The sequence below is a fragment of the Pseudarthrobacter sp. 902506025 genome, assembly GCF_040702325.1.
Taxonomy (GTDB): Bacteria; Actinomycetota; Actinomycetes; order Actinomycetales; family Micrococcaceae; genus Arthrobacter.
Genome location: NZ_JBFBKW010000005.1, coordinates 135,879 through 157,089, shown reverse-complemented (window position 1 = coordinate 157,089; position 21,211 = coordinate 135,879). Strand labels below are relative to the sequence as shown.

Here is a 21,211-nt window from a genome sequence, read left to right as displayed (position 1 = left end):
ATGCCCGCAACCACACGCCCCCGCAGGATCGGCATGATCGTGCCGTCCTCCAACACCTGCCTGGAACCCCAGACCTACCGCATCCTGGGCAGCCGCACCGATGTCACGGTGCACTTCACCAGGATCCCGGTCACCCGCATCGCCCTGGACGATTCCTCCAACCGGCAGTTCGACCCCGCCGTCATGGAGGAGGCAGCCAGGCTGCTGGCGACGGCGGATGTGGACGTGATTGCCTGGAACGGCACCTCGGGTTCATGGCTGGGGTCAGCCCACGACCAGGAACTGGCCGGCGGGATCACTGCCGCCACCGGGATCCCGGCCACCACCTCCACGCTGGCCTACCTTGAGGCCTTCCGGGCCTTCGGCACCGAGCGGATCGGCCTCTTCACGCCCTATACCGGGGACGTGAACCACCAGGTCATCGCGTCCTACGAGCGTGAAGGCATCAAGACCGTGGATCACCGGGCGCTGGGCCTGAGCGACAACGAGTCCTTTGCCCGGGTGACCGACGATGAGATGCGCCCGGGCTCCCTGGAACTGGCTGCCGCGGCACCGGACGCACTGGTGTACCTGTGCACCAACCTTTACGGAGCCAACATCACCGCAGAGATCGAGGAAGCCACCGGCATTCCCGTGCTGGACTCCGTGGCCGTCACCCTCTGGCACGCCCTGAAACTGGCAGGCGCGCCGTTGCTGGACCCACGCTGGGGACGGCTGCTGGGCTAGCGGACCTGCCCCAAAACCTCCCTGAAGCAGCAGGCCCCTACATGCGCAGGGTGAGGGCCCCGGGCTCCATGGTCATGAGCACGTGCTTGCCCTCGCCCTCGTGGTCTCCGTCCAGCTGGTAGTCGTCCTTGTGCTCCAGCGTGATCTCAACGGTCTTGCCCTGGAAGTACTCCACGGCGGTGTCCCTGTTCTTGCCCTTGCCGATGATGCCGGCCAGCACGGACAGCCAGCCCAGCTTGCCGTGGTGCGGCGCCAGGACGGCAATGTCCAGCAGGCCGTCGTCCACCTTGGCGTCCGGGAAGATCTCCAGGCCGCCCTGGACCTTGCCGCAGTTGCCCACCATCACGCTGCGGACGCCCCGGTGCACCACTTGCTTGCCGTCGATCACCACGGTGGCCTTGACGGGTTTGCCGGGCAGGTTCCTGATCCCGGCGTCCACGTAGGCGAGCCAGCCCACCTTGTCCTTCAGGTCCTCATTGGTGTCCGCCATGATGGTGGCGTCGTAACCCATGCCGGCCATGACCAGGAACAGCTGGTCCTTATCCGGGTCGCTGCGGCGGGCGCGGACCACGTCGATCTTCCGTTCGGTACCGATCAGGGCGCCGGCCATGGCGCCGTCGTAGTCGGTGACGTCCATGCCCAGGTTGCGGGCCAACAGGTTGCCGGTTCCCAGGGGCAGCAGGCCCATGGGGGTATCGCCGCCGGACAGCACCTCGGCGACGCAACGGACAGTACCGTCGCCGCCGGCCGCGATGACGATGTCCGCGCCCTGCGCCAGCGCTTCCTTGGCCTGGCCCACCCCGGGGTCCTCCTTGGTGGTTTCCAGCCAGATGGCTTCGCCCCAGCCGTTTTCCACGCAGTGCTTGGCCACCAGGCCGCGCACGTCGATGTCCACCGGCTTGGCGGGATTGACGATGATGGCGGCACGTTTGGGCGAAGTGGAGCTGGTCTCAGTCATGGCGTCCTCTAATGGCGAATGGAAAGCAGGCTTCTGAAAGAAGGGTATCCCGCCGCGGGGGCGGTCCGGCGCAGCGCGGCGGCCTACAACGCCTTGACCGCACCCAGCACCTGGGCAAGGGAGTCCTTGGCGTCACCAAACAGCAGGGAGGTCTGGGGCTCGTACAGCAGGTCGTTTTCGATGCCGGCGAAGCCCGGGCGCATGGAGCGCTTCAGGAACACCACCTGCCGCGCCTGGGCCACTTCCAGGATGGGCATGCCGTAAATCGGCGACCCGGAGGACGTCTTGGCGGCCGGATTCACGACGTCGTTGGCGCCTACCACCAGGGCCACATCGGTGGTCTTGAACTCCGGGTTGATCTCGCCCATCTCCTTGAGCGACTCGTAGGGCACGTTGGCTTCCGCCAGGAGGACGTTCATGTGGCCGGGCATCCGGCCGGCCACGGGATGGATGGCGAAGTCCACCTCGATGCCCCGGGCTTCCAAGGCCAGCGCCAGTTCCGCGGCCGTGTGCTGGCCCTGTGCCACCGCCAGCCCGTAGCCGGGGACGATAATCACCCGCTGGGCGTACCCCAGCAGGACTGCCACGTCCTCCGGTGAAGACGAGCGGACCGGACGCCCGCTCACAGCCGTGGACCCCGCCGTCGAACCTCCCCGGAAAGCCCCGAACAGGATGCCCGCCACGCTCCGGCCCATGGCAGCCGCCATGGCACGGGTGAGGATGGTGCCGGAGGCTCCCACCAGGGTGCCGGCCACCACCAGCAGGACGTTGCCCAGCACCAGGCCCGATGCCGCGACGGCCAGGCCGGTGAAGGCGTTCAGCAGCGAGATGACGATGGGCACATCGGCGCCGCCCACGGGCAGCACCAGCAGCACGCCGGCGGCCAGGCCCAGGGCCAGCAACAGCGCCGCGAGCGGCAGCGAAGCGGTGAGGACCACGGCGACGCCGGCGGCGATAGCGGCCAGGAGGACCACAGCCATCACCACGGGAAGGCCCGGAAAGACGACAGGCCGGGTGGTCATCAGTTCCTGCAGCTTGGCGAACGTGACGCCTGATCCGGCGAAGGACACAGCCCCCACCAGGAGCGTGAAGACGATCGCCACCCGCATCCAGGGGTTGTCCGCATGCCCCAACTCCAGGAGCGCCACCAGGGCTGCCGCGCCGCCGCCCACCCCGTTGAAGAGCGCCACCAGCTGTGGCATCTGCGTCATCTTCACCCGCCGGGCCACGGGCGCCGCCACCGCGGAACCCACGGCGATGGCGGCCAGGATCCAGGGGATGTTCTCCAGCCGGGCGGACAGGAAGACAGTGACGACGGCGATCAGCGCACCGAGTGCCCCCACCAGGTTTCCGCGGCGGGCCGTCCGCGGGGAACTGAGTCCGCGCAGGGCCAGGATGAAGCAGACCGCAGCGGCGAGGTAAAGCAGGGAAGTCCAGACGGGGTCGAGGAGGCTCATTTGCTGCCTGCCTTGGGCTGGGCGCCCGCCTTCACGGCGTCCTTTTTGCCGTGGAACATGTGCAGCATCCGGTCCGTCACCACGAACCCGCCCACCAGGTTGGCCGTGGCAAGGACGACGGCGAGCAGCGCCACCGCGAGCACCCAGGGGTCCGCTGCCTGGCCGGCGACAATGATGGCCCCCACCAGGATGATCCCGTGGATGGCGTTGGCGCCGGACATCAGGGGCGTGTGCAGGGTGCTGGAGACTTTGGAGACCACCTCGAAGCCAACGAACACCGCCAGCACGGTGATGGTCAGCAGCGCGATCCCGTCCATCAGCGCGCTCCTTCCTGCCCGGCCGCAGCCGTGGCCGTCCGTGCCGCCAGCAGGTCCGCGGTGGGCTGGTGCCGCACTTCCCCGGCGTGGGTGAGGCATGCGCCGGCCACCACTTCGTCACTGAAATCCAGCGCGAGGGTCCCGTCGCGGACCAGGAGGGCCAGCAGGTTGGCCACGTTCTTGGCGTAGAGGCGTGAGGCGTCCGATGCCATGGCGGAGGCGGGGTCTTTCAGCCCCACCAGGGTGATGTGGCCCGTTCCGTCGGCGGTGGAGATGGGGATGTCCCGGCCGGGCACGGAGCCCTCCACGTTGCCGCCGGACTCGGCGGCGAGGTCGACGACGACCGACCCCGGGCGCATGCCCTGCACCATCCCGCGGGTCACCAGGAGGGGCGCCGGGCGCCCGGGGACGGCCGCCGTCGTAATCAGGACGTCCGACTGCGCCACGTGGGGTGCCAACAGCTGACGCTGCCGCGTGCCGGCGTCGGAACTCAGCTGCCTGGCGTAGCCGCCGGCCGCTTCAGCGGTTTCGAGGTCCAGCCGGATAAAGGTGCCGCCCATCGAGGCGACCTCGTCGGCGGAGGCGGGGCGGATGTCGTTGGCGAAGACCCGTGCCCCGAGCCGCTTGGCGGTGCCGATGGCCTGCAGCCCTGCCACGCCGGCGCCGAGCACTAGGACGCGGGCCGGCGGGATGGTTCCCGCCGCGGTCATGTACAGCGGGAAGAACCGGGGAAGCCTGATGGCTGCCTCCAGGACGCACCGGTAACCGGCTACCAGGGCCTGGGAGGTCAGGGCGTCCATGGACTGGGCGCGGGAGATGCGGGGCACCAGTTCCAGGGCGAAGGAAGTCACTCCGGTGTCAGCGAGCGCCTGCACCGCGGGCAGTTCGGACGATGGCGACGCGAGGCCCACCGTCACGGCTCCCCTTGGCAGGGACGCGGCAGTGTGCGGGTCAAGGGGCCGGACGTGGGCCAGGACATCCAAGGCTGAGGTGTCCAGTACAGGGACGATGGTGGCGCCGGCCTGCTGGTAGGCGGGATCGGCATGTCCTGCGCCGTCCCCTGCCCCGGTTTCCACCAGGACGTCCAGTCCCATCCCCGCCAGCTCCCTGACAGTATCCGGAGTGGCGGCGACACGCCGCTCGCCCTCCCTGCGTTCCCGCGGAATCCCCAGTTTCACCCGCCGACTCCTCTTCCTGACGAGCTGTGCAGCGGCTCTGCTGCACGCAGTTGGGTTGAGTCTAGAGCGCGGCGGCCCTCGGCGGGAGTAGTCGGCGGGGAGCTTGTGGGTAACGATTCGCCTGTCAGCGCGCGTCCTCCCGGGGCTGGGCGTCCCTTGGCGCGGCGGGCGGGTTATTTGTTGCTGGCGCGGATGGCGTCCGCCACGCTTTCGAGATGGACGCGCATGGCCTCGGCGGCGGCGTCCGCGTCATGGGCGCAGACGGCATCGATGACGGCAAGGTGCTGCGGGAGCGAGACGGCCGGGCGCCCCGGCTGGCGCGCCAGCCGGAACTGGAAGCGGACCGCCTGTCCGCGCAGCCGCTGGATGGTTGCCGCGGCGGTCTTTTGCCCGCTCATGGCAATGATCTTTTCGTGCATCGCCTGGTTGCCTTCCGAGTAGGACTCGCGGTCTCCGCGGTCCACGGCGCCCTTCATCCGGGCTGCCAGCTCCTGCAGTTCGGCGATGTCGCTGTCCGTGGCCCGTTCGGCTGCCTTGCGGGCACAAAGGGCTTCCAGGGCTGCGCGCACCTCAGTGATCTCAACGGCCTCGTCCACCGAGACGGCGCGCACCCTGGCGCCCCGGTTCTGGACGCGTTCCACGAGGCCTTCAACGCTCAGCTCCGAGAGCGCCACCCTGATATTTCCCCGGCTGGCTCCATACTCGGCGGCGAGGTCGCCTTCCACCAGGCGCTGGTTGGGGACCAGTTCGCCGCTGACGATGGCGGTGCGCAGCAGCTCCGCGAGTTCGGCGGCGGTGAGGGTCCGGCCCGTTCCGTCCATGGTCTCCACAGCCCACCATCTCCCTGTTCAGCCGGTTGCCAATTTTGCTGACAATTTTCCGGATTCAGCGTACTCCAGACCCGGCCGCCCGGACCCCGTGCTGACCATTGATTGTTAGCTATATTGCTGACAACATTTGCTTGTGCGGTTATCGAGTTAGCACGGCGTCGTTCTGCAGGCGCCCCTGCCAGGAGCATGCGCGATGATTATTGACATCCACGGCCACTACACCACGGCCCCAGCCGCCCTTGGGGAGTGGCGCGAGCGCCAGGTGGCAGCGCTGCAGGATGCCTCGCCGCCCCCATCCCGTGCCGATGTGAAGATCTCCGACGACGACCTGCGGGCGAGCATCGAGGCGAACCAGCTCCGGCTCATGGACGAGCGCGGCATCGACCTCACCGTCTTCTCGCCCCGGGCATCCTTCATGGCCCACCACATCGGGTCGTTTGAAACTTCCGCCGAGTGGGCTGCCATCTGCAACGAACTCTGCTACCGGGTCAGCATGCTCTATCCGGAGCGGTTCGTCCCGGCCGCGATGCTTCCGCAGTCCCCCGGCGTGGACCCGGCGACCTGCCTCCCTGAACTGACCCGCTGCGTGGAGGATTACGGGGCCGTGGCCCTTAACCTGAACCCGGACCCGTCCGGCGGCCACTGGACTGCCCCGCCCCTGACGGACCGGTACTGGTACCCGGTCTACGAGAAGATGGTGGAGTACGGCATCCCCGCCATGGTCCACGTCAGCACCAGCGTCAATCCAGCCTTCCACACCACCGGCGCGCACTACCTCAACGCGGACACCACAGCGTTCATGCAGCTCATCCAGGGCGACCTGTTCGCGGACTTCCCCACCCTGAAACTCGTCATCCCCCACGGCGGCGGCGCAGTGCCGTACCACTGGGGACGTTTCCGCGGCCTTGCCATGGCACTGGGAAAGCCCGCACTGGAAGAACACCTCCTGCAGAACGTCTTTTTCGACACCTGCGTCTACCACCAGCCCGGAATCGACCTGCTGCTGGAAGTCATCCCGACGCAGAACATCCTCTTCGCCTCCGAGATGATCGGCGCGGTCCGGGACATCGACCCGTGGACCGGCCACCACTTCGACGACACGGCACGCTACATCGACGACGCCGGCCTTGACGAGGCCGAACTGGGCGCCATCCAGGAACACAACGCACGCAACGTTTATCCACGCCTTGACGCCCTGCTCACGCAGCAGGGCCGGTGACATGCCTTCGGAGGGAACAATGATGCAGGAACTCGGCGTGGTCCACACCAATATCACCCGCGCCGGGGAAGACGCCGTCAAGGCCCTCTCCGCGTTCGGCGTCAGCACTGTGCATGAGGCCATGGGCCGCCTGGGGCTCATGCGGCCCTACATCCGCCCCGTCTACCCCGGCGCCACCCTGTGCGGCACCGCTGTCACCGTCCTGCTCCAGCCCGGCGACAACTGGATGCTGCACGTTGCAGCCGAACAGCTCCGGCCCGGAGACGTGGTGGTGGCAGGGTGCACCACGGAATGCGAGGACGGCTTCTTCGGCGAATTGCTGGCAACGTCGCTCCGGGCACAGGGCGCAGCCGGCCTGGTCATCGACGGCGGCTGCCGCGATGTCGCAGCACTCCAGGCCATGGACTTCCCCGTTTTCAGCCGCGCCATCAATTCCAAAGGCACTGTCAAGGCAACGCTCGGTTCCGTGAACGTCCCGGTGGTCTGCGCCAACGCACTGGTCACCCCCGGGGACGTGGTGATTGCCGACGTCGACGGCGTGGTGGTGGTGCCCGCCGCCCGCGCCGCCGAAGTAGCGGCAGCCGCCAGGAAACGCGAAGAGAACGAAGAAGCCAAGCGCGGGCGCTTCGCAGCAGGAGAGCTCGGCCTGGACATCTACAACATGCGCGGACCGCTTGAAGCGGCGGGGCTGCGGTACGTGGATTAAACGGCGCGGACGGCAGGACCGCCGTAATCGAGTGCAATGCGCCGCGCGGCCTCCGTCAGCTGCGGGAGGACCGTTGCCTCGATATCCCGGGCCGCTGCCCGGTGTGTCTGCAGGGACACATTGGCCGCGGCAACAACCTCGTTTCCGCGGCGGACCGGGACGGCCACACCGCGCAGGCCCTCTTCGAGTTCCTGGGAGACCATGGACCAGCCCCTGGTCCGCGCCGCTTCCACCTCTGCCCTGAGGTCCTCCACACTGCCGATTGAGCGGTCGGTAAAGCGGCGCAGCTGGACCGACCGGAGGTACTCCTCCAGCTGTGGGCCAGGCAGCCCGGCAAGCAGGACGCGGCCCATGGAGGTTGCCCACGCCGGGAAGCGGGTCCCGACGGTGATGGAAACGCTGAGCAGCCCCGGAGACGGCACGCAGGCCACGTAGACCACGTCGCCGCCGTCGAGGATGCACAGGGCTGTTGTTTCATTGAGCTCCGCCGCCAGGTCCCTGAGATGGGGCTCGGCCACCCTGGGCAAGGTCAGGCCCGCGAGGTAGGAACGGCCGACGTCCAGGGACCGGGCCGTGAGTTCGAAGGCCGGCCCCTCGGCGCGGATGTACCCGAGGTCCGCCAGGGTCAGCAGGAAGCGGCGGGCGGAGGCACGGGTCATGTCCGTCCGGGCAGCCACCTGCGACACGGTCAGCCGGGGCTGGTCCGGAGTGAAAGCGAGCAGGACGTCGAATGCCTTCTCAACCGACTTCACGAAGTAGGCTGCCTGCTCCTCCATTGACGTTGCTGTTCCTCTCTGAACGGTTGGCGTGCCTGCGCCGGCCTGCCGGCCTGCGGTGCCTGTTTGATCTTATCGTTCGGCGCGTCCGCCTTTCAGTGCTTTTCCCGGAGCTCTCCCAGGGTCTGCTCCAGCAGCTGGCAGGCCCGCCCGTCCAGGCCGAGGAGGGGCACCATGGCCACGGCTTGCTCACGGAGGTGGTCCCACCCATCGATGCACCGGACCCCCAGCTCCATGGCCCGCTCCACGCTGGCAGTGGCATGGCCGGCGTAGACGTAGTCGTAGAGCACAGCATCGGGGGCCAGCCGGGCGCCGCCCCAGACCGGACCGTCGGTGGCCTTTTTCCCGACAGGAGTCGCATTGACAATCAGGGACGCCCCGGGCGCCAGATCCTGCGCCTCCTGCCAGGTGACGGCCCGGGCCTCGATGCCGAAGCCGTTGGCGAGGTCCAGCAGCTCCTCCGACGCGTGGGGATCGCGGTCCGCAATGGACACTCTTCCCACCTTGTCCTTCAGCGCGATCAAGGCCGCCCGGGCTGCTCCCCCGGCACCCAGCAACAGCGCGTGGCGCTGGTACCGGCCCTCCAGCAGGACGCCCACGGCGGTAACATCCGTGTTGTGCCCCGCCAGCCGGCGGTCCTGCCGTACCAGCAGGTTGCAGGCACCACTGAGTTGGACGGGCCTGGTGGCTTCATCAGCGGTTTCCGCCGCCCAGTGCTTGTGCGGCATGGTCACGTTGGCCGCCACGATGTCCGGTTCCAGGAGCCTGCGCCGGACGGCGCCAAGATCGGCGTCCGGCGCCACGTCCCAGGCCTCATAGGTCCACCCGCTGCCGAGTTCCTGCAGGACCGGATTCCACAGGCCGGGGGACATGGCCTGTGATGCGGCGGAACCGATCAGGACCAGCCGGGATGCGTGCCCGCGTCGTTCGGCCATGATGCACCTTTCCTTTTGCCGTTGTGATTGGCGTCACGGCCTAGTATCCTCTTTCTAGGCGCATTCCGCACACCTGTTCGCATTGCGTACAAATAATGACAGATCCCCACCTTCAGCGTGGAAGGGAACCCCACCATGACCCACATCGCAGCAGGAGCCCAGGCGCAGTCAACGCCTGAAGCACAACGCCAGCTCAAGCGCGCCCGGAAAGCCGCGCTGGCTGCCTTCCTTGGCGGCGCCCTGGAGTACTACGACTTCTTCATCTATGCCACCGCCGCGTCGCTTGTGTTCTCGAAGATCTTCTTCCCGGCCGGCGATCCCACGGTGGCCCTTATCGCCTCCTTTGCGACGTTCGGCGTCGCCTACGTCGCACGGCCCTTCGGAGCTGTGGTGTTCGGTCATCTCGGTGACAAGATCGGCCGCAAGAACACCCTGGTGCTCACCCTGGTGCTCATGGGCAGTGCCACTTTCCTGATCGGCGCCCTGCCCGATTTCAACGCAGCCGGCTACTGGGCCCCGGCACTGCTGGTGGTGCTGCGCCTGATGCAGGGCCTGTCGGCCGGAGCGGAAACCGCAGGTGCTTCCGCGCTGTCCACGGAGGAAGCACCCGAAGGCCGCCGCGGCTTCTTCGCCAGCTTCGCCATGAGCGGCATCTCCGCCGGCATCGTCCTCGCGTCCCTGGCCTTCCTGCCCGTGGCCGCCATGAGCGAGGCGGACCGCCTCGCCTGGGGCTGGCGGATCCCGTTCTGGCTCTCCCTGGTGGTCCTGATCGTCGCCTACCTGGTCCGCCGCTCGCTGGAGGAGCCGGAGGTCTTTGAGGAAAAGCATGACCACGGGGAACTGGTGAAGCTCCCCTTCGCCAAGATGTTCCAGACGCACCCGGCCCAGTTCTTCCAGGTGGCGCTGATGTCCTTCGAGACCGTCACCAACACGTTCATGCAGTCCTTCGGCCTGGCCTATGCGGTGTCGGTGGGCGTCCCCGCCTCCACCATGCTCTGGGTCAGCATCCTGGGCAACGTGCTGGCGATCGCCAGCCAGCCCCTGATGGCACGCTGGTCCGACAGCTTTGGCCGGCGCCCCATCTTCATCAGCGGTGTGCTCGGTTCCGGCGCCATGATCTTTGTCTACTTCTGGGTGATCTCCACCGGAAACATCCCCATGATCTTCCTGACCAGTACGCTGATCACCGCCGGCACCTACTCCATGTCCAACGCCATCTACCCGGCCTGGTTCTCCGAGCTCTTCAACGTCAAGGTCCGGTACTCCGGCATGGCAATCGGACTCCAGGTCGGCATCCTGTGCGCCGGCTTCACCCCGCTGCTCGGCACCGCCCTGGTGGGTGCGGACAAGGCGAACTGGGGACCGGCAGCCTGGATCGTGGCAGGTTCCTCGATCCTCGCGGTGGCGGGCGCCTGGTGGGCGCGCGAAACTGCAAAGACCCCGCTCCGCGAGCTGGGCAACCACGTAAAGTAACGGCCTTCGCGGCCACACCGGAAAACTGAAGAGGACGACGGCGGGAAGCACCCGCCGTCGTCCTCTTCAGTTAAGCTCCGGATAAAGTCAGCCGCGGGCAGTGAGGTCCGCGGAGATGAGCTTGGCCGTGGCCACGATCTCCTGCGCCACCGAAGCCAGGTACGCCTGCGGGTCCGGCTTGGCCTCCACGGACTGGGCCTGCAGCGACACGTTCACCGCCGCCACCACCTTGGCCCCGTCATAGACCGGGGCGGCCACGGACATGAGGCCCAGCTCCAGCTCCTGGTCCAGGAGGCACCAGCCCTGCGCCCGGACGGTGTCCAGCACCTTCAGCAGCGCCGGAACGGTGCTCAGGGCGCGGGGCGTGAGCGGCTTGATTTCGGCCGCCGCCAGGTACGCCTTAAGGTCGGCCGGCGGCAGGTAGGCAAGCAGCACCCGGCCCATCGACGTCGCATACGCCGGGAACCGGGTACCCACCGTTATGCCGACGGTCATGATCCGGCGGCTGGTCACCCGCGCGATGTAGGCGATATCCGTGCCGTCCAGCACGGCCGCGGACGTGGATTCGCCCAGTTTGAGGGACAGCTCCTCCAGGTGCGGCTGCGCCAGCTGCGGCAGCGACAGCCCCGAAAGGTAGGCGTAGCCCAGCTGGAGGACCTTGGCCGTGAGCGCGAACGTCTTGCCGTCGGTGCGTACGTAGCCGAGCTCCACCAGGGTGTGCAGGAAACGGCGGGCCGTGGCCCGGGTCAGGTTGGTACGCGAGGCCACCTCGGTGAGCGTCATGACCGGGCGCTCGGCGTCGAAGGCGCGGATCACGGCCAGGCCCCGGGCCAACGACTGGACGTACTGGTCGCTGGCCTGCGGGGCGGCCTGGGTATCTGTGCCTGCGGCGTCAATCATGGTTACCAATCCTAGGTGCGGTGACGGGCGCAGGCTCATCCGGCGGCGGGCGTGGCCTTGAGCGGGACGGGTACCAGGTCCTGGAGTTCCTTGAGGGTGCAGCCGAAGGTTTCACGGACGGTGACGCCGTCCGGGCCGATGAGGAAGACGGCCTTGTCCGTGTAGACGCGGGTGACGCAGCCGACGCCGGTGATGGGGTAGGTGCAGGCGTCCACGATCTTGGACGCACCTTCACGGGTCAGGAGCGTCATCATCACGAAGACGTCCTTGGCGCCGGTGGCCAGGTCCATGGCACCCCCGACGGCGGGAATCGCCCCTGGTGCGCCGGTGTGCCAGTTGGCGAGGTCGCCGGTGGCGGAGACCTGGAAGGCGCCCAGGACGCAGATGTCCAGGTGCCCGCCGCGCATGATCGCGAACGAGTCGGCGTGGTGGAAGTAGGACGCGCCCGGGAGTTCGGTGACGGGGATCTTGCCGGCGTTGATGAGGTCCTCGTCGATCTGGTCGCCCTTGGCTTCCGGGCCCATGCCGAGCATGCCGTTCTCCGTGTGGAGGGTGATGTTCTGGTCCTCGGTGAGGTAGTTGGACACCAGGGTGGGCTGGCCGATGCCGAGGTTCACGAAGGACCCGGGGGCGATGTCCTTTGCCACCAGCCGGGCCAGGTCATCCCGGCCCAGGGGCGTCGCCGAGGTCTGGAGGGACTTTTCGTTGGACTGCACGCTCATGTCAGGCCGCCTTTCCTGCTGTGCTGCCGCTGCCGGCAACCTTGACGATGCTGTTGACGTAGATGCCCGGGGTGACCACGTTCTCCGGGTCCAGCGCCCCGGTGGGCACGATCCCGGAGACCTGGACGATGGTGTGCTTCGCGGCCGCTGCCATGATGGGGCCAAAGTTCCGGGCGGTCTTGCGGTAGACGAGGTTGCCCTTGCCGTCCGCCTTCAGGGCCTTGATGAGGGCGACGTCGGCGTGGATGGGGGTTTCGAACACGTGGCCGCGGCCGTCGATGATCCGGGTTTCCTTGCCCTCGGCGAGCATGGTGCCGTAGCCGGTGGGGGTGAAGAACCCGCCGATGCCGGCCCCTGCGGCGCGGATGCGTTCGGCGAGGTTGCCCTGCGGGACGAGTTCGAGCTCGATGGCGCCGGCCTTGTACTTGGCGTCGAAGTGCCAGGAATCGGACTGCCGCGGGAAGGAGCAGATCATTTTCTTCACCCGGCCTTCCTTGATCAGCAGGGCCAGGCCCTGGTCTCCCTGGCCGGCGTTGTTGTTCACCACGGTCAGGTCCGTGGCGCCGCAGTCCAGCAGCGCGTCGATCAGTTCGAACGGCTGGCCGGCGTTGCCGAACCCGCCGATCATCACGGTGGAGCCGTCCTTGATGCCGGCGACGGCGTCCTGGACCGAATCTACGAAGTTCAGCATTACTGGTCCTTTCCAGTGTTGGTTCCGGCGGCGGTCACGTTCTCGAGCACGACGGCCAGGCCCTGGCCCACGCCGATGCAGATGGCAGCGACACCCCAGCGTTCACCGGAGGCCTGCAGGGACCGGGCCAGGGTGCCCAGGATCCGGGTCCCGGAAGCACCCAGCGGGTGGCCCATGGCAATCGCCCCGCCGTGCCGGTTCACGATCGAGTGGTCGACGCCCCAGGCGTTGATGCAGGCCAGGGACTGCGCGGCGAAGGCTTCGTTAAGTTCGACGGCGCCCACCTGCTCCCAGCCGATCCCCGCCTTTTCGAGGGCCTTGTTCGCCGCCTCGACGGGGGCGTAGCCGAAGTACTGGGGATCGTTGGCGTGCGCGCCACGCCCGGCGATACGCGCCAGCGGGTCCAGGCCCAGCAGCCCCGCGGCCGCCTCGGACCCGATCCAGGCCGCGGAGGCGCCGTCGGACAACGGGGACGCGTTCCCCGCGGTGACGGTGCCGTTCTCTGCCCGGAACACGGTCTTGAGGCCGGCGAGCTTCTCCGCCGAAGAACCCGCCCGGATGCCCTCGTCGCGCACCAGGTCCGTGCCCGGGACCGGGGCGACCAGGTTGTCGTAGAAGCCCTCGTCCCAGGCGGCCGCGGACAGGTTGTGCGAGGCGGCGGCGAACTCATCCTGCGCCTCGCGGGTCACGCCGTACTTCTCGCGGAGCCGCTCGGTGGCCTCGCCCAGGGAGATGGTCCACTCCTTGGGCATCGCCTTGTTCACCAGGCGCCAGCCCAGCGTGGTGGACGCCAGGGTCATGTCCCCGGCCGGATACGGCTTCTCCGTCTTGGGCAGCACCCAGGGCGCGCGGGACATCGACTCGGCGCCACCGACCAACATCAGGTCGGCGTCGCCCGCGTTGATCTGGCGGGAGGCAATAATGGCGGCATCCAGGGAGGAACCGCAGAGCCGGTTCACCGTGGTGCCCGGGATGGAAACCGGGAGCCCGGCCAGCAGCGTACCCATCCGGGCGATGTTGCGGTTCTCCTCACCGGCACCGTTGGCGTTGCCGAACACCACCTCATCAATCCGCTCGACGTCGAGGGACGGCGCCCGCTTGACGGATTCCTTGATCACGTGCGCGGCAAGGTCGTCCGGACGGACGGCGGCGAGGCCGGAGCCGAACTTTCCAAAGGGGGTGCGCACAGCGTCGTACACAAAAGCCTGGTTCATCGGGTGGTGTCCATTTCTCGAAAGACCTGTTGGGCGGTCTTGAAGGCGGTGTTGGCGGAGGGGACTCCGCAGTAGATGGCGGTCTGCAGCAGGATTTCCTTGATTTCGTCCCTGCTGAGGCCGTTCCGGAGGGCGGCGCGGATGTGCATGGCCAGCTCCTCCCAGTGGCCGTGCGCCACCATGGCGGTGATGGTGACCGCGGAGCGCATCTGGCGGGTCAGGCCGGGCCGGGTCCAGATTCCGCCCCAGGCAATGCGGGTGATCATGTCTTGGAAGTCGTCGGTGAATTCGTCCTTGTTGGCGTTGGCCCGGTCCACGTGCGCGTCGCCCAGCACCTCGCGCCTGACCACCATGCCGCCGTCGTAGATTTCCTGGCTGGTGGCGCCGGGCTGGACCACGCCGTGGCGCTGCGCCCCGTCGTGTTCAGCGCCGCTCACTGGGCGGCCTGCCGTGATTCGGCCCAGCTGGCCAGGCTGCGCATCAGGTCCGCAACGTGTGCCGGAGCTTCGGCGGGTGCCAGGTGGGAGATGCCCTCCACGGTCACCGCCGTCGCGGTTCCGCCCCCGGCGGTGATTCCCGCTGCCACTTCCTCGGCCATGGCGGGCGTGGCGACGCCGTCCAGGGACCCGGCGATGACCTGGGTGGGGACGGTGATGCTGCCCAGCTCCTGCCGGGCGTCGAATGCGGCCAGCGCCTCGCAGCAGAAGGCATAGCTGAACCGGTCGGCGTCGCGCAGGGCGTGCAGCAGGCGGCTGCTGAAATCGGGTTCCCGGTCCATGAAGCCCGGCGCGAACCAGCGCTCCGCGGACCCCTGGATCATGACCGGCGTGCCCTGGGTGCGGACGGTCTCGGCGCGCTCCAGCCACCCTTCGGGGGTGCCGATCTTGGCGCCGCTGTTCTGCACGGAAAGGCTCTTCAGCCGTTCCCCGTGCTTGATGCCCAGCTGAAGGCCGACGGCGCCGCCCAGGGAGACTCCTGCGCAGTGGAAGTTTTCACCGGGGGCGATGGAGTCCACCAGGTCCACGACGGCGTCAGCGAGCGCGGCGACGTCGAACGCTTCGGTGGCGGCGGGTGAGACGCCGTGACCGGGAAGGTCCCAGGCCACCACGTCGTAGTCGTTGCCGAGCAGGGACGCCACCCTGTTCCACAGGATCGACGAGGTGCCCAGGGAGGGCCCCACCACCATCAGGGGGTGGTCGCCCAGGGGACGTTGCGGGGACAGCAGCGCTGCTTTCAAGGCCGGCTTAGCCACGGGAGGCTCCATTCGCGTCGGTGGTAGGGGAAGTGAATTCGGGAAAGGCGGCCAGGACGCGGCGGGCGATCTCCGCCGCCTGGCCCAGGTAGCTGGCGGGGCCCAGGAGCTCCTCCAGCCGGGCGTCAGGGACGACGGCGGCGGGGACGGCGCCGCGGAACAGCTTGCGGTAGGTGGCGGCTTGTTCCGGAGGGGGCGCCTGCAGCGTCTGGTCCACCACGTCCTGCAGCTGCTGCTTGCCGCTGCGGCCGTCCTTCTCCTCAAGGAGGGGGGCCACCGCGGCGCTGACGCCCTCAGCCAGCAGCAGCGGGCCGGACAGGTCAAGGTTGCGGCGCATGGCGTCCGGGAAGACCTGCAGCCCCCCGGCGAGTTCGCGGATGTGGCCAGCGGCGCCGAGGGCCAGGGCCAGCAGCTGGCGCAGGGCCGGCCATTCGGTGTGCCAGGCGCCGTCCGGGCGTTCGTCATTGAAGTTGGCGGCAGCCACATGCAGCTGGGCGGCCAGCTGTGGTGCCTGCAGCGCCGCGCTGCGGACCAGGACGGACAGCACCGGGTTCTGTTTCTGCGGCATGGCGGATGAGACTCCCCGCCCTGCCGCCCGCGGTTCGGCGAGCTCCGCCACCTCGGGCCGGCTCAGGAACAGCACGTCGGCGGCGATCTTGCCAAAGGCGTCCAGCACGGATGCCAGCGCATGGCCCAGGGATGTGATGGCCAGGCGGTTGGTATGCCAGGGAGCCGCGGCTGGAGCCAGGCCCAGCTGGGCCGCCAGGGCGTCGGCCAAGGTAAACGGCGTGGCCTGGGAGCCATCCGTCAGCACGGTTCCGGCAGCGAGGGTCCCCGCCGCCCCGCCGAACTGAACCGGGAACTCCAGGTTTTCCAGTTGCCGCCCCGCGGCGGCCACGCCCTGGAACCACTGAGCGGCCCGCAGCCCGAAGGTGTAAGGCAGCGAATGCTGTGTCAGGCTCCTGCCCACGCACAGCGTGTCCGCATGCTGCCCGGCAAGGTGCGCGAGCGCCGTCGCGGTGCCTTTCAGGTCCGCCAGCACCGCGTGGACGGTGTTGCGGGCCAGCAGCATCAGGGCAGTGTCCAGCACGTCCTGGCTGGTCAGGGAGGTGTGCACGGCCTTCGCGGCACCAACCCCGGCGGCATCGAGAGCCGCCACGTTCTTCCGGAGGTCCGCCAGCAGCGGGATCACCGGGTTGCCGCCGCCCTGGGCGCGCAGCGCAATACCGGCCAGGTCGTAGCGCCCCGCCTCGGCGGCGGAGGCGACGACGGCGGCCGAACCGGCGGGTGCCAGCCCGGCCCGTTGCAGCACGGCGGCCCAGCCGGCTTCGACGGCGAGGATGGCCGCCAGCACTGCCCGGTCCCCCGTCAGCGCCGCCACCAACGGCGACGCTGAGACGGGGGTGAGCAGGCCGGCGTCGGCCTCTTCCGCGAAGGCGCGCAGGTCTCCCAAAGCGGCGGCGTGGGTCACTGGAAGTCCAGGAAGACCGTCTCGCCCTCACCCTGGAGGCGGATGTCCCAGGTGAGGCCGCCGTCGGGGGCGCGGCGGGCGATGAGCGTCTCGCGGCGCTCCGGCTCCAGCGAGCTCAGCAGCGGGTCATTGGCCAGTGCCTCGGTGTCCTCCGGCAGGTAGATGCGGGTGAACAGCCGGTTAGTCAGGCCGCGGGCGAAGAGTGCCACGGAAATGAACGGGGCCGCACCCGGCTTGGTGGGGCCGGGGTTGACGGTGGTGAAGGTGAAGACGCCGGAGTTGCCCACGGCGCCGCGGCCCCAGCCGGTGAAGGTGTAGCCGTCCCGGACCAGGGAACCGGTGCGCTGGACAACCTTGCCCTCGGCGTCCGGCTGCCAGATCTCCAGGATGGCGTCCGGGATGGTGTGGCCCGCGCCGTCATAGACGGTGCCCTGCAGGCGGATGGAGCCCGGGAAGCCGGGGGGCAGGAGTTCGTTGTCCTTCTCGAACGGGAGCGCATAGCCGTAGAACGGGCCCACGGTCTGGCCGGGGGTGGGTACCAGTTTGGTGCTCATCTTTCCTACTCCTCGTCGCCTGCGGCGCCGAGCGCCTCGTTTTCGGTCCAGGTCCGCTTCGGGCCGGTCAGGACGATGTCCCAGTTGTAGCCCAGGGCCCATTCGGGTTCGGTGATGCTGTGGTCATAGGTGGCCACCAGCCGGTCGCGGGCGTCCTGGTCCACGATGGTCTGGTAGATCGGGTCCAGCGGGAACAGCTGGTCGCCAGGGAAGTACATCTGGGTGATGATCCGCTGGGTGAATTCGGTGCCGAACAGCGAGAAGTGGATGTGCGCCGGCCGCCACGCATTCAGGTGGTTCTTCCACGGGTAGGCGCCGGGCTTGATGGTGATGAACCGGTACGAGCCGTCCGGGCCGGTGATGCAGCGGCCAATGCCCGTGAAGTTGGGGTCGATGGGCGCGGGGTGCTGGTCACGCTTGTGGATGTAGCGGCCGGAGGAGTTGGCCTGCCAGATTTCCACCAGCTGTCCCGCCACCGGGCGGCCCTCGCCGTCCAGGACCTTCCCGGAGACGATGATCCGTTCGCCCAGCGGTTCGCCGTTGTGCTGGATGGTCAGGTCCGATTCCAGGGCGTGCACATCCTGGTGCCCGAACGCCGGCGAGTACAGCTCGATGGTTTCCGGGTCCGCGTGCTGCAGGCTCTTGGTGGGGTGGCGCAGGATGCTGCTGCGGTACGGCGGGTAGTCCAGGCGCGGCTGGATCTCCGGCTGGCCGCCGTCCTTGAGGGCGCGCCGGTAAGCCTCGCCGATGGCGCTGATCTCTGCACTGAGGTCCGCCTGCGACTCGATGGCCTTGTCCAGGGGCTGGTGGGCAGCCTTGGGTTCGGCCGGGGGCACGAGCTCCTCCGACTCCAGCTCGGCGTTGATGTCTTCCTTCACGGCTGGCTCCTTTCTGATCTGTTGGGTTTGTTGCGTCTGGGTACTGGGTGGTGCGGGCTAAGGGGTGCGGTGCAGCGAGTCGTACTGGACCGCATGCCGCACCGGAGCATTTGGGGCGCCGTAGCCGTCGTAGGCGCCGCGGCGTTCCACCATTTCGAAGAACACGCTGCCCACGGTGGCGGTGTAGAAGTGCAGGAACTCGCCCTCGGCATCCCGGTCGAACAGCAGGTTGAGTTCCTGCAACGTAGCCAGGAATCCCGGTTCCAGGTCGAACCGGGCGTCCAGGTCCTCGTAGTAATTGGCCGGGATCTGCAGGAATTCCAGGCCGCGGTCCCGGGCGGCCCGGGCGGTGGCCACCAAGTCCTCCACGGCGAAGGCGATGTGTTCCTGATAGGTCTTGCGGGCCTCGTTCCGTGCCTGCTGGATGGGTGCCAGGTTGAGCACGAGCCGCACGGCGCCGTCGGAGGTCTGCATGACCTGGGACCGGACCAGGCCGCTGGGGCTGGGTACCTCGGCGAACGGCTGGGGCTCCAGGGCCAGGGCGCTGGTGTAGAAGAGGACAGCCTCGTCAAAGTGCTGCCACGGCTGGGCCAGGTTGACGTGGTCGATGACCGCCCTCGCTCCTGCCGAAGGGTGTTCCAGCCCTTCCCCGAATTCGTGCGTCCACGCCGCGGTTCCGTCCGGGCTGCCCTGGCAGAGGAAGATCTCGGTGGAGTCCGGGGCGGAGATGCCCTGGAACACTTCCTCGTCCGCCTGGACCTTGCGGGCCACCACGGGGGCCTTGAGCTGCTGGGCCCGCGCGGAGGCAATCACGGGGGAATCGACGTCGAACCCCAGCGCGGCAATGGCCGGCTCGGCGTGCTGCGCGGCCTGCTCGTTGATGATCACCCGGGCCTGCCCCATGGTCCACAGCTGGACGTCCTTGGTGCGGTGGCGGCCCTCGAACTGGAACCCGAGCTGGCCCAGGAGCTTCTCCAGCTGGGCGGTATCGTCCGCCTTGACCTCGGCAAAGTTGAAGCCGGCAGGTTCGTTGACCTTGGGCAGCGTGGCAAGTTCCATGGGATAACGACGGCGGAGCGCGGCTGCGTTGCCGGGCGCGGCTTCGGCGCCGGCGAGCCATTTGGCACTTTGCTCCTCCAGCCAGATCAGGGACCGCATGGCATCCACCGCGGTGCGCTCGACGTCCGACTGGCGGAAGACGTCGTTGAAGACCTCCAGCGACACGGGTCCGGTGTAGCCGGCGCGGACCACGTGGCCCATGAACTTGGCGAGCTCGAACTGCCCCTCGCCCGGGAAGACGCGGTAATGGCGGCTCCAGGACAGGACGTCCATGGAGAGCTTGGGGGCGTCCGCCACCTGGACGAAGAAGATCTTGTCCGGGTTGATGTCCTCGATCGGCGCCGTGTCCCAGTCGCGGGACAGGATGTGGAAGGAGTCCAGGCAGGTTCCCAGGTTGGGGTGGTCCACCATCTCCACCAGGCGGTAGGCGTGCTCGTAGTCGTTGACGTACTTGCCCCAGGCCAGGGCCTCATAGGCCACCTTGACGCCGTGGTCCCCCGCCAGGTTTGCGAGCTGTGCCAGTTGTTCGGCGCGGACGGCGTCGTCGTCAATGGTGGCGGTGGCAACGTTGGAGCACACCAGGATGGTGTCCATGCCCAGGCGGGCCATGAGCTTGAACTTGGCCTCGGCGCGGCGGAGGTTGGCCTTCAGCAGGTCCGGGGTGACGCCGTCGAAGTCGCGGAAGGGCTGGTACAGGTCCAGGCCGAGCCCCAGGTCCGCTGCCATCTTCCGCACGTCTTCGGGGCTGAGCGGTGAGGTGACCAGGTCCTGCTCGAAGATTTCGATGCCGTCAAAGCCGGCGATGGCGCAGGCCTGCATCTTTTCCTTCAGGGTGCCGGAGAGGCAGACCGTGGCGATTCCGGTGCGCATCAGGCGGCCACCTCCTCGGCGGCCACAAGCTCCAGGAAGTGCGAGCGCATGCGCTCCGGGTCGGCGTCCAGGCCGGTGAAGATCCGGAACGCGTCGGCGGCCTGGCCCACTGCCATCCTGCCGCCATCCAGGACCTCGCAGCCCTTGGCGCGGGCGCCGCGGACCAGTTCGGTGTCGATCGGGCGGTAGACGATGTCCGCCACCCAGTGCCGGGGCTCGAGCAGGTCAAGGTCCAGCGGGACGCCGGGGTGGGCTGCCATGCCAACGGGTGTGCAGTGCACCAGGCCATCGGCCAGCTGCATCAGCTGCGGCAGCTCCGCCGTCGTGCGGGCCGTGACGGTGCTGTCCGGGAAAAAGCCCTGCAGCTCGGCAGCCCGTGCGGTGGCCCTGGCGGGGTCCATGTCCACCAGGTCCAGGGATTTAACGCCTGCGCTGAGCAGGGCATAGGCGACGGCGGACCCGGCACCGCCCGCGCCGAGCTGCACCACGCGGTCCAGCCGGGCGCCGGGAAGGCCGGAGGCGAGGGCGGCGGCGAAGCCGGAGAAGTCGGTGTTGTGGCCGATGAAGCGGCCGTCCCGGATGACCACGGTGTTGACGGCACCGAGGCGGCGCGCGTCCGGGCTGACCTCATCCAGGTGCTGCAGGACCAGCTGCTTGCAGGGATGGGTGATGTTCAGGCCGTTGAAGCCCAGGATGCGGGCACTGTCCAGGATGGCGCCCACCGATTCCCCGGTCAGCCCCAGTTCCAGCAGGTCGATGGGACGGTACAGGTAGCGCAGGCCCTGCACGTCACCTTCCCGTTCGTGCATGGGCGGCGTGAGCGATGGCGTAACGCCATCACCAACCAGCCCTACAAGGTAGGACTCAGTTCGATTGCTCATGCGTGCAGCTCCTTTGGTACGGCACCGGGCAGGCGCGGAACTCGGCCGCGCTGCGGGTGATAGGGATTACGGTACAACAAATGTTCACTTATCGCACTCTTGTTCGTCATGCGAACAACAGTGTTGCCCCGGGGACGGTTGATG

The 21,211-nt window shown here is 68.3% G+C and carries 22 protein-coding genes; 4 read left to right on the top strand and 18 right to left on the bottom strand.

The window, feature by feature from the left end; all coding sequences use genetic code 11:
• Positions 1–726: a maleate cis-trans isomerase family protein gene (locus AB0280_RS11975; RefSeq protein ID WP_224023788.1), complete on the top strand. Its 726-nt coding sequence runs from the start codon at positions 1–3 to the stop codon at positions 724–726.
• A 37-nt stretch (positions 727–763) separates the two neighbouring features.
• Here the strand turns inward: AB0280_RS11975 and AB0280_RS11970 are convergent, their stop codons facing one another.
• The 5 genes from AB0280_RS11970 to AB0280_RS11950 all read right to left on the bottom strand — a co-directional run bounded on the left by AB0280_RS11970 (position 764) and on the right by AB0280_RS11950 (position 5,457).
• A complete protein-coding gene (locus AB0280_RS11970; RefSeq protein WP_159629597.1) occupies positions 764–1,684 on the bottom strand; it encodes a diacylglycerol/lipid kinase family protein in 921 nt (306 codons plus the stop codon).
• Between the two features lie 83 nt (positions 1,685–1,767).
• A complete protein-coding gene (locus AB0280_RS11965; protein WP_224023789.1) occupies positions 1,768–3,141 on the bottom strand; it encodes an NAD(P)(+) transhydrogenase (Re/Si-specific) subunit beta in 1,374 nt (457 codons plus the stop codon).
• Positions 3,138–3,458, bottom strand: coding sequence for an NAD(P) transhydrogenase subunit alpha (locus AB0280_RS11960; protein WP_159629594.1), 321 nt, complete (start codon positions 3,456–3,458; stop codon positions 3,138–3,140). Before AB0280_RS11960 ends, AB0280_RS11965 begins: the two co-directional genes overlap by 4 nt.
• A complete protein-coding gene (locus AB0280_RS11955) occupies positions 3,458–4,636 on the bottom strand; it encodes a Re/Si-specific NAD(P)(+) transhydrogenase subunit alpha (protein WP_366367338.1) in 1,179 nt (392 codons plus the stop codon). Before AB0280_RS11955 ends, AB0280_RS11960 begins: the two co-directional genes overlap by 1 nt.
• 173 nt (positions 4,637–4,809) lie before the next feature.
• Positions 4,810–5,457 (bottom strand): GntR family transcriptional regulator, encoded by a 648-nt coding sequence (locus tag AB0280_RS11950; protein WP_224027240.1) that lies wholly within the window; start codon positions 5,455–5,457, stop codon positions 4,810–4,812.
• A 202-nt stretch (positions 5,458–5,659) separates the two neighbouring features.
• Between AB0280_RS11950 and AB0280_RS11945 the strand changes: the two genes are divergently transcribed.
• Together AB0280_RS11945 and ligK are read left to right on the top strand one after the other, a co-directional pair.
• Positions 5,660–6,685: an amidohydrolase family protein gene (locus tag AB0280_RS11945; protein ID WP_224023793.1), complete on the top strand. Its 1,026-nt coding sequence runs from the start codon at positions 5,660–5,662 to the stop codon at positions 6,683–6,685.
• A 22-nt stretch (positions 6,686–6,707) separates the two neighbouring features.
• Positions 6,708–7,391: a 4-carboxy-4-hydroxy-2-oxoadipate aldolase/oxaloacetate decarboxylase gene (ligK, locus tag AB0280_RS11940; protein WP_159634988.1), complete on the top strand. Its 684-nt coding sequence runs from the start codon at positions 6,708–6,710 to the stop codon at positions 7,389–7,391.
• Here ligK and AB0280_RS11935 read toward each other — a convergent pair.
• Both AB0280_RS11935 and AB0280_RS11930 read right to left on the bottom strand, forming a co-directional pair.
• The gene (locus tag AB0280_RS11935) at positions 7,388–8,167 is read right to left on the bottom strand and encodes an IclR family transcriptional regulator domain-containing protein (RefSeq protein WP_159629588.1); all 780 of its coding nucleotides are present in this window, start codon (positions 8,165–8,167) and stop codon (positions 7,388–7,390) included. The two genes, ligK and AB0280_RS11935, sit on opposite strands and share 4 nt — an antisense overlap.
• 95 nt (positions 8,168–8,262) lie before the next feature.
• The gene (locus tag AB0280_RS11930) at positions 8,263–9,102 is read right to left on the bottom strand and encodes a shikimate dehydrogenase family protein (protein WP_366367336.1); all 840 of its coding nucleotides are present in this window, start codon (positions 9,100–9,102) and stop codon (positions 8,263–8,265) included.
• 135 nt (positions 9,103–9,237) lie between these two features.
• On the opposite strand from AB0280_RS11930, the gene AB0280_RS11925 reads away from it, so the two are divergent.
• Entirely contained in the window at positions 9,238–10,575 is a 1,338-nt protein-coding gene (locus tag AB0280_RS11925) for an MFS transporter (protein WP_159629585.1), read from the top strand.
• An 87-nt stretch (positions 10,576–10,662) separates the two neighbouring features.
• Here the strand turns inward: AB0280_RS11925 and AB0280_RS11920 are convergent, their stop codons facing one another.
• The 11 genes from AB0280_RS11920 to AB0280_RS11870 are packed head-to-tail and all read right to left on the bottom strand — an operon-like array spanning position 10,663 to position 21,067.
• Positions 10,663–11,475, bottom strand: coding sequence for an IclR family transcriptional regulator domain-containing protein (locus AB0280_RS11920; protein WP_366367335.1), 813 nt, complete (start codon positions 11,473–11,475; stop codon positions 10,663–10,665).
• A gap of 35 nt (positions 11,476–11,510) precedes the next feature.
• Positions 11,511–12,197, bottom strand: coding sequence for a 3-oxoacid CoA-transferase subunit B (locus AB0280_RS11915; RefSeq protein ID WP_366367333.1), 687 nt, complete (start codon positions 12,195–12,197; stop codon positions 11,511–11,513).
• 1 nt (position 12,198) lies between these two features.
• The gene (locus AB0280_RS11910; protein WP_366367332.1) at positions 12,199–12,888 is read right to left on the bottom strand and encodes a 3-oxoacid CoA-transferase subunit A; all 690 of its coding nucleotides are present in this window, start codon (positions 12,886–12,888) and stop codon (positions 12,199–12,201) included.
• Positions 12,888–14,102: a thiolase family protein gene (locus AB0280_RS11905; protein ID WP_224025936.1), complete on the bottom strand. Its 1,215-nt coding sequence runs from the start codon at positions 14,100–14,102 to the stop codon at positions 12,888–12,890. Before AB0280_RS11905 ends, AB0280_RS11910 begins: the two co-directional genes overlap by 1 nt.
• A complete protein-coding gene (gene pcaC / locus AB0280_RS11900) occupies positions 14,099–14,539 on the bottom strand; it encodes a 4-carboxymuconolactone decarboxylase (RefSeq protein WP_159629579.1) in 441 nt (146 codons plus the stop codon). The genes AB0280_RS11905 and pcaC overlap by 4 nt, the downstream gene beginning before the upstream one ends.
• Positions 14,536–15,354, bottom strand: coding sequence for an alpha/beta fold hydrolase (locus tag AB0280_RS11895; protein WP_366367330.1), 819 nt, complete (start codon positions 15,352–15,354; stop codon positions 14,536–14,538). The genes pcaC and AB0280_RS11895 overlap by 4 nt, the downstream gene beginning before the upstream one ends.
• Positions 15,347–16,825 carry a lyase family protein gene (locus AB0280_RS11890; RefSeq protein ID WP_366367328.1) on the bottom strand — a complete coding sequence of 493 codons (1,479 nt, stop codon included), beginning with the start codon at positions 16,823–16,825 and terminating at the stop codon, positions 15,347–15,349. Before AB0280_RS11890 ends, AB0280_RS11895 begins: the two co-directional genes overlap by 8 nt.
• On the bottom strand, positions 16,822–17,379 hold the full coding sequence (gene pcaG / locus AB0280_RS11885; RefSeq protein WP_366367326.1) for a protocatechuate 3,4-dioxygenase subunit alpha: 558 nt from the start codon (positions 17,377–17,379) through the stop codon (positions 16,822–16,824). Before pcaG ends, AB0280_RS11890 begins: the two co-directional genes overlap by 4 nt.
• Before the next feature lie 5 nt (positions 17,380–17,384).
• Positions 17,385–18,257, bottom strand: a complete 873-nt coding sequence (gene pcaH, locus AB0280_RS11880; RefSeq protein WP_366367325.1) for a protocatechuate 3,4-dioxygenase subunit beta — start codon at positions 18,255–18,257, stop codon at positions 17,385–17,387.
• Between the two features lie 57 nt (positions 18,258–18,314).
• Positions 18,315–20,186 (bottom strand): bifunctional sugar phosphate isomerase/epimerase/4-hydroxyphenylpyruvate dioxygenase family protein, encoded by a 1,872-nt coding sequence (locus tag AB0280_RS11875; RefSeq protein ID WP_307490856.1) that lies wholly within the window; start codon positions 20,184–20,186, stop codon positions 18,315–18,317.
• Positions 20,186–21,067: a shikimate dehydrogenase gene (locus AB0280_RS11870; RefSeq protein ID WP_366367324.1), complete on the bottom strand. Its 882-nt coding sequence runs from the start codon at positions 21,065–21,067 to the stop codon at positions 20,186–20,188. The genes AB0280_RS11875 and AB0280_RS11870 overlap by 1 nt, the downstream gene beginning before the upstream one ends.
• Positions 21,068–21,211: the final 144 nt, after the last annotated feature.

Bases quoted from the DNA above. Each gene is read 5' to 3' on its own strand.
- AB0280_RS11975 (WP_224023788.1), top strand. From the start codon at position 1: ATGCCCGCAACCACACGCCCCCGCAGGATCGGCATGATCGTGCCGTCC.
- AB0280_RS11970 (WP_159629597.1), bottom strand. From the start codon at position 1,684: ATGACTGAGACCAGCTCCACTTCGCCCAAACGTGCCGCCATCATCGTC.
- AB0280_RS11965 (WP_224023789.1), bottom strand. From the start codon at position 3,141: ATGAGCCTCCTCGACCCCGTCTGGACTTCCCTGCTTTACCTCGCCGCT.
- AB0280_RS11960 (WP_159629594.1), bottom strand. From the start codon at position 3,458: ATGGACGGGATCGCGCTGCTGACCATCACCGTGCTGGCGGTGTTCGTT.
- AB0280_RS11950 (WP_224027240.1), bottom strand. From the start codon at position 5,457: ATGGACGGAACGGGCCGGACCCTCACCGCCGCCGAACTCGCGGAGCTG.
- AB0280_RS11945 (WP_224023793.1), top strand. From the start codon at position 5,660: ATGATTATTGACATCCACGGCCACTACACCACGGCCCCAGCCGCCCTT.
- ligK (WP_159634988.1), top strand. From the start codon at position 6,708: ATGCAGGAACTCGGCGTGGTCCACACCAATATCACCCGCGCCGGGGAA.
- AB0280_RS11935 (WP_159629588.1), bottom strand. From the start codon at position 8,167: ATGGAGGAGCAGGCAGCCTACTTCGTGAAGTCGGTTGAGAAGGCATTC.
- AB0280_RS11930 (WP_366367336.1), bottom strand. From the start codon at position 9,102: ATGGCCGAACGACGCGGGCACGCATCCCGGCTGGTCCTGATCGGTTCC.
- AB0280_RS11925 (WP_159629585.1), top strand. From the start codon at position 9,238: ATGACCCACATCGCAGCAGGAGCCCAGGCGCAGTCAACGCCTGAAGCA.
- AB0280_RS11920 (WP_366367335.1), bottom strand. From the start codon at position 11,475: ATGATTGACGCCGCAGGCACAGATACCCAGGCCGCCCCGCAGGCCAGC.
- AB0280_RS11915 (WP_366367333.1), bottom strand. From the start codon at position 12,197: ATGAGCGTGCAGTCCAACGAAAAGTCCCTCCAGACCTCGGCGACGCCC.
- AB0280_RS11910 (WP_366367332.1), bottom strand. From the start codon at position 12,888: ATGCTGAACTTCGTAGATTCGGTCCAGGACGCCGTCGCCGGCATCAAG.
- AB0280_RS11905 (WP_224025936.1), bottom strand. From the start codon at position 14,102: ATGAACCAGGCTTTTGTGTACGACGCTGTGCGCACCCCCTTTGGAAAG.
- pcaG (WP_366367326.1), bottom strand. From the start codon at position 17,379: ATGAGCACCAAACTGGTACCCACCCCCGGCCAGACCGTGGGCCCGTTC.
- AB0280_RS11875 (WP_307490856.1), bottom strand. From the start codon at position 20,186: ATGCGCACCGGAATCGCCACGGTCTGCCTCTCCGGCACCCTGAAGGAA.
- AB0280_RS11870 (WP_366367324.1), bottom strand. From the start codon at position 21,067: ATGAGCAATCGAACTGAGTCCTACCTTGTAGGGCTGGTTGGTGATGGC.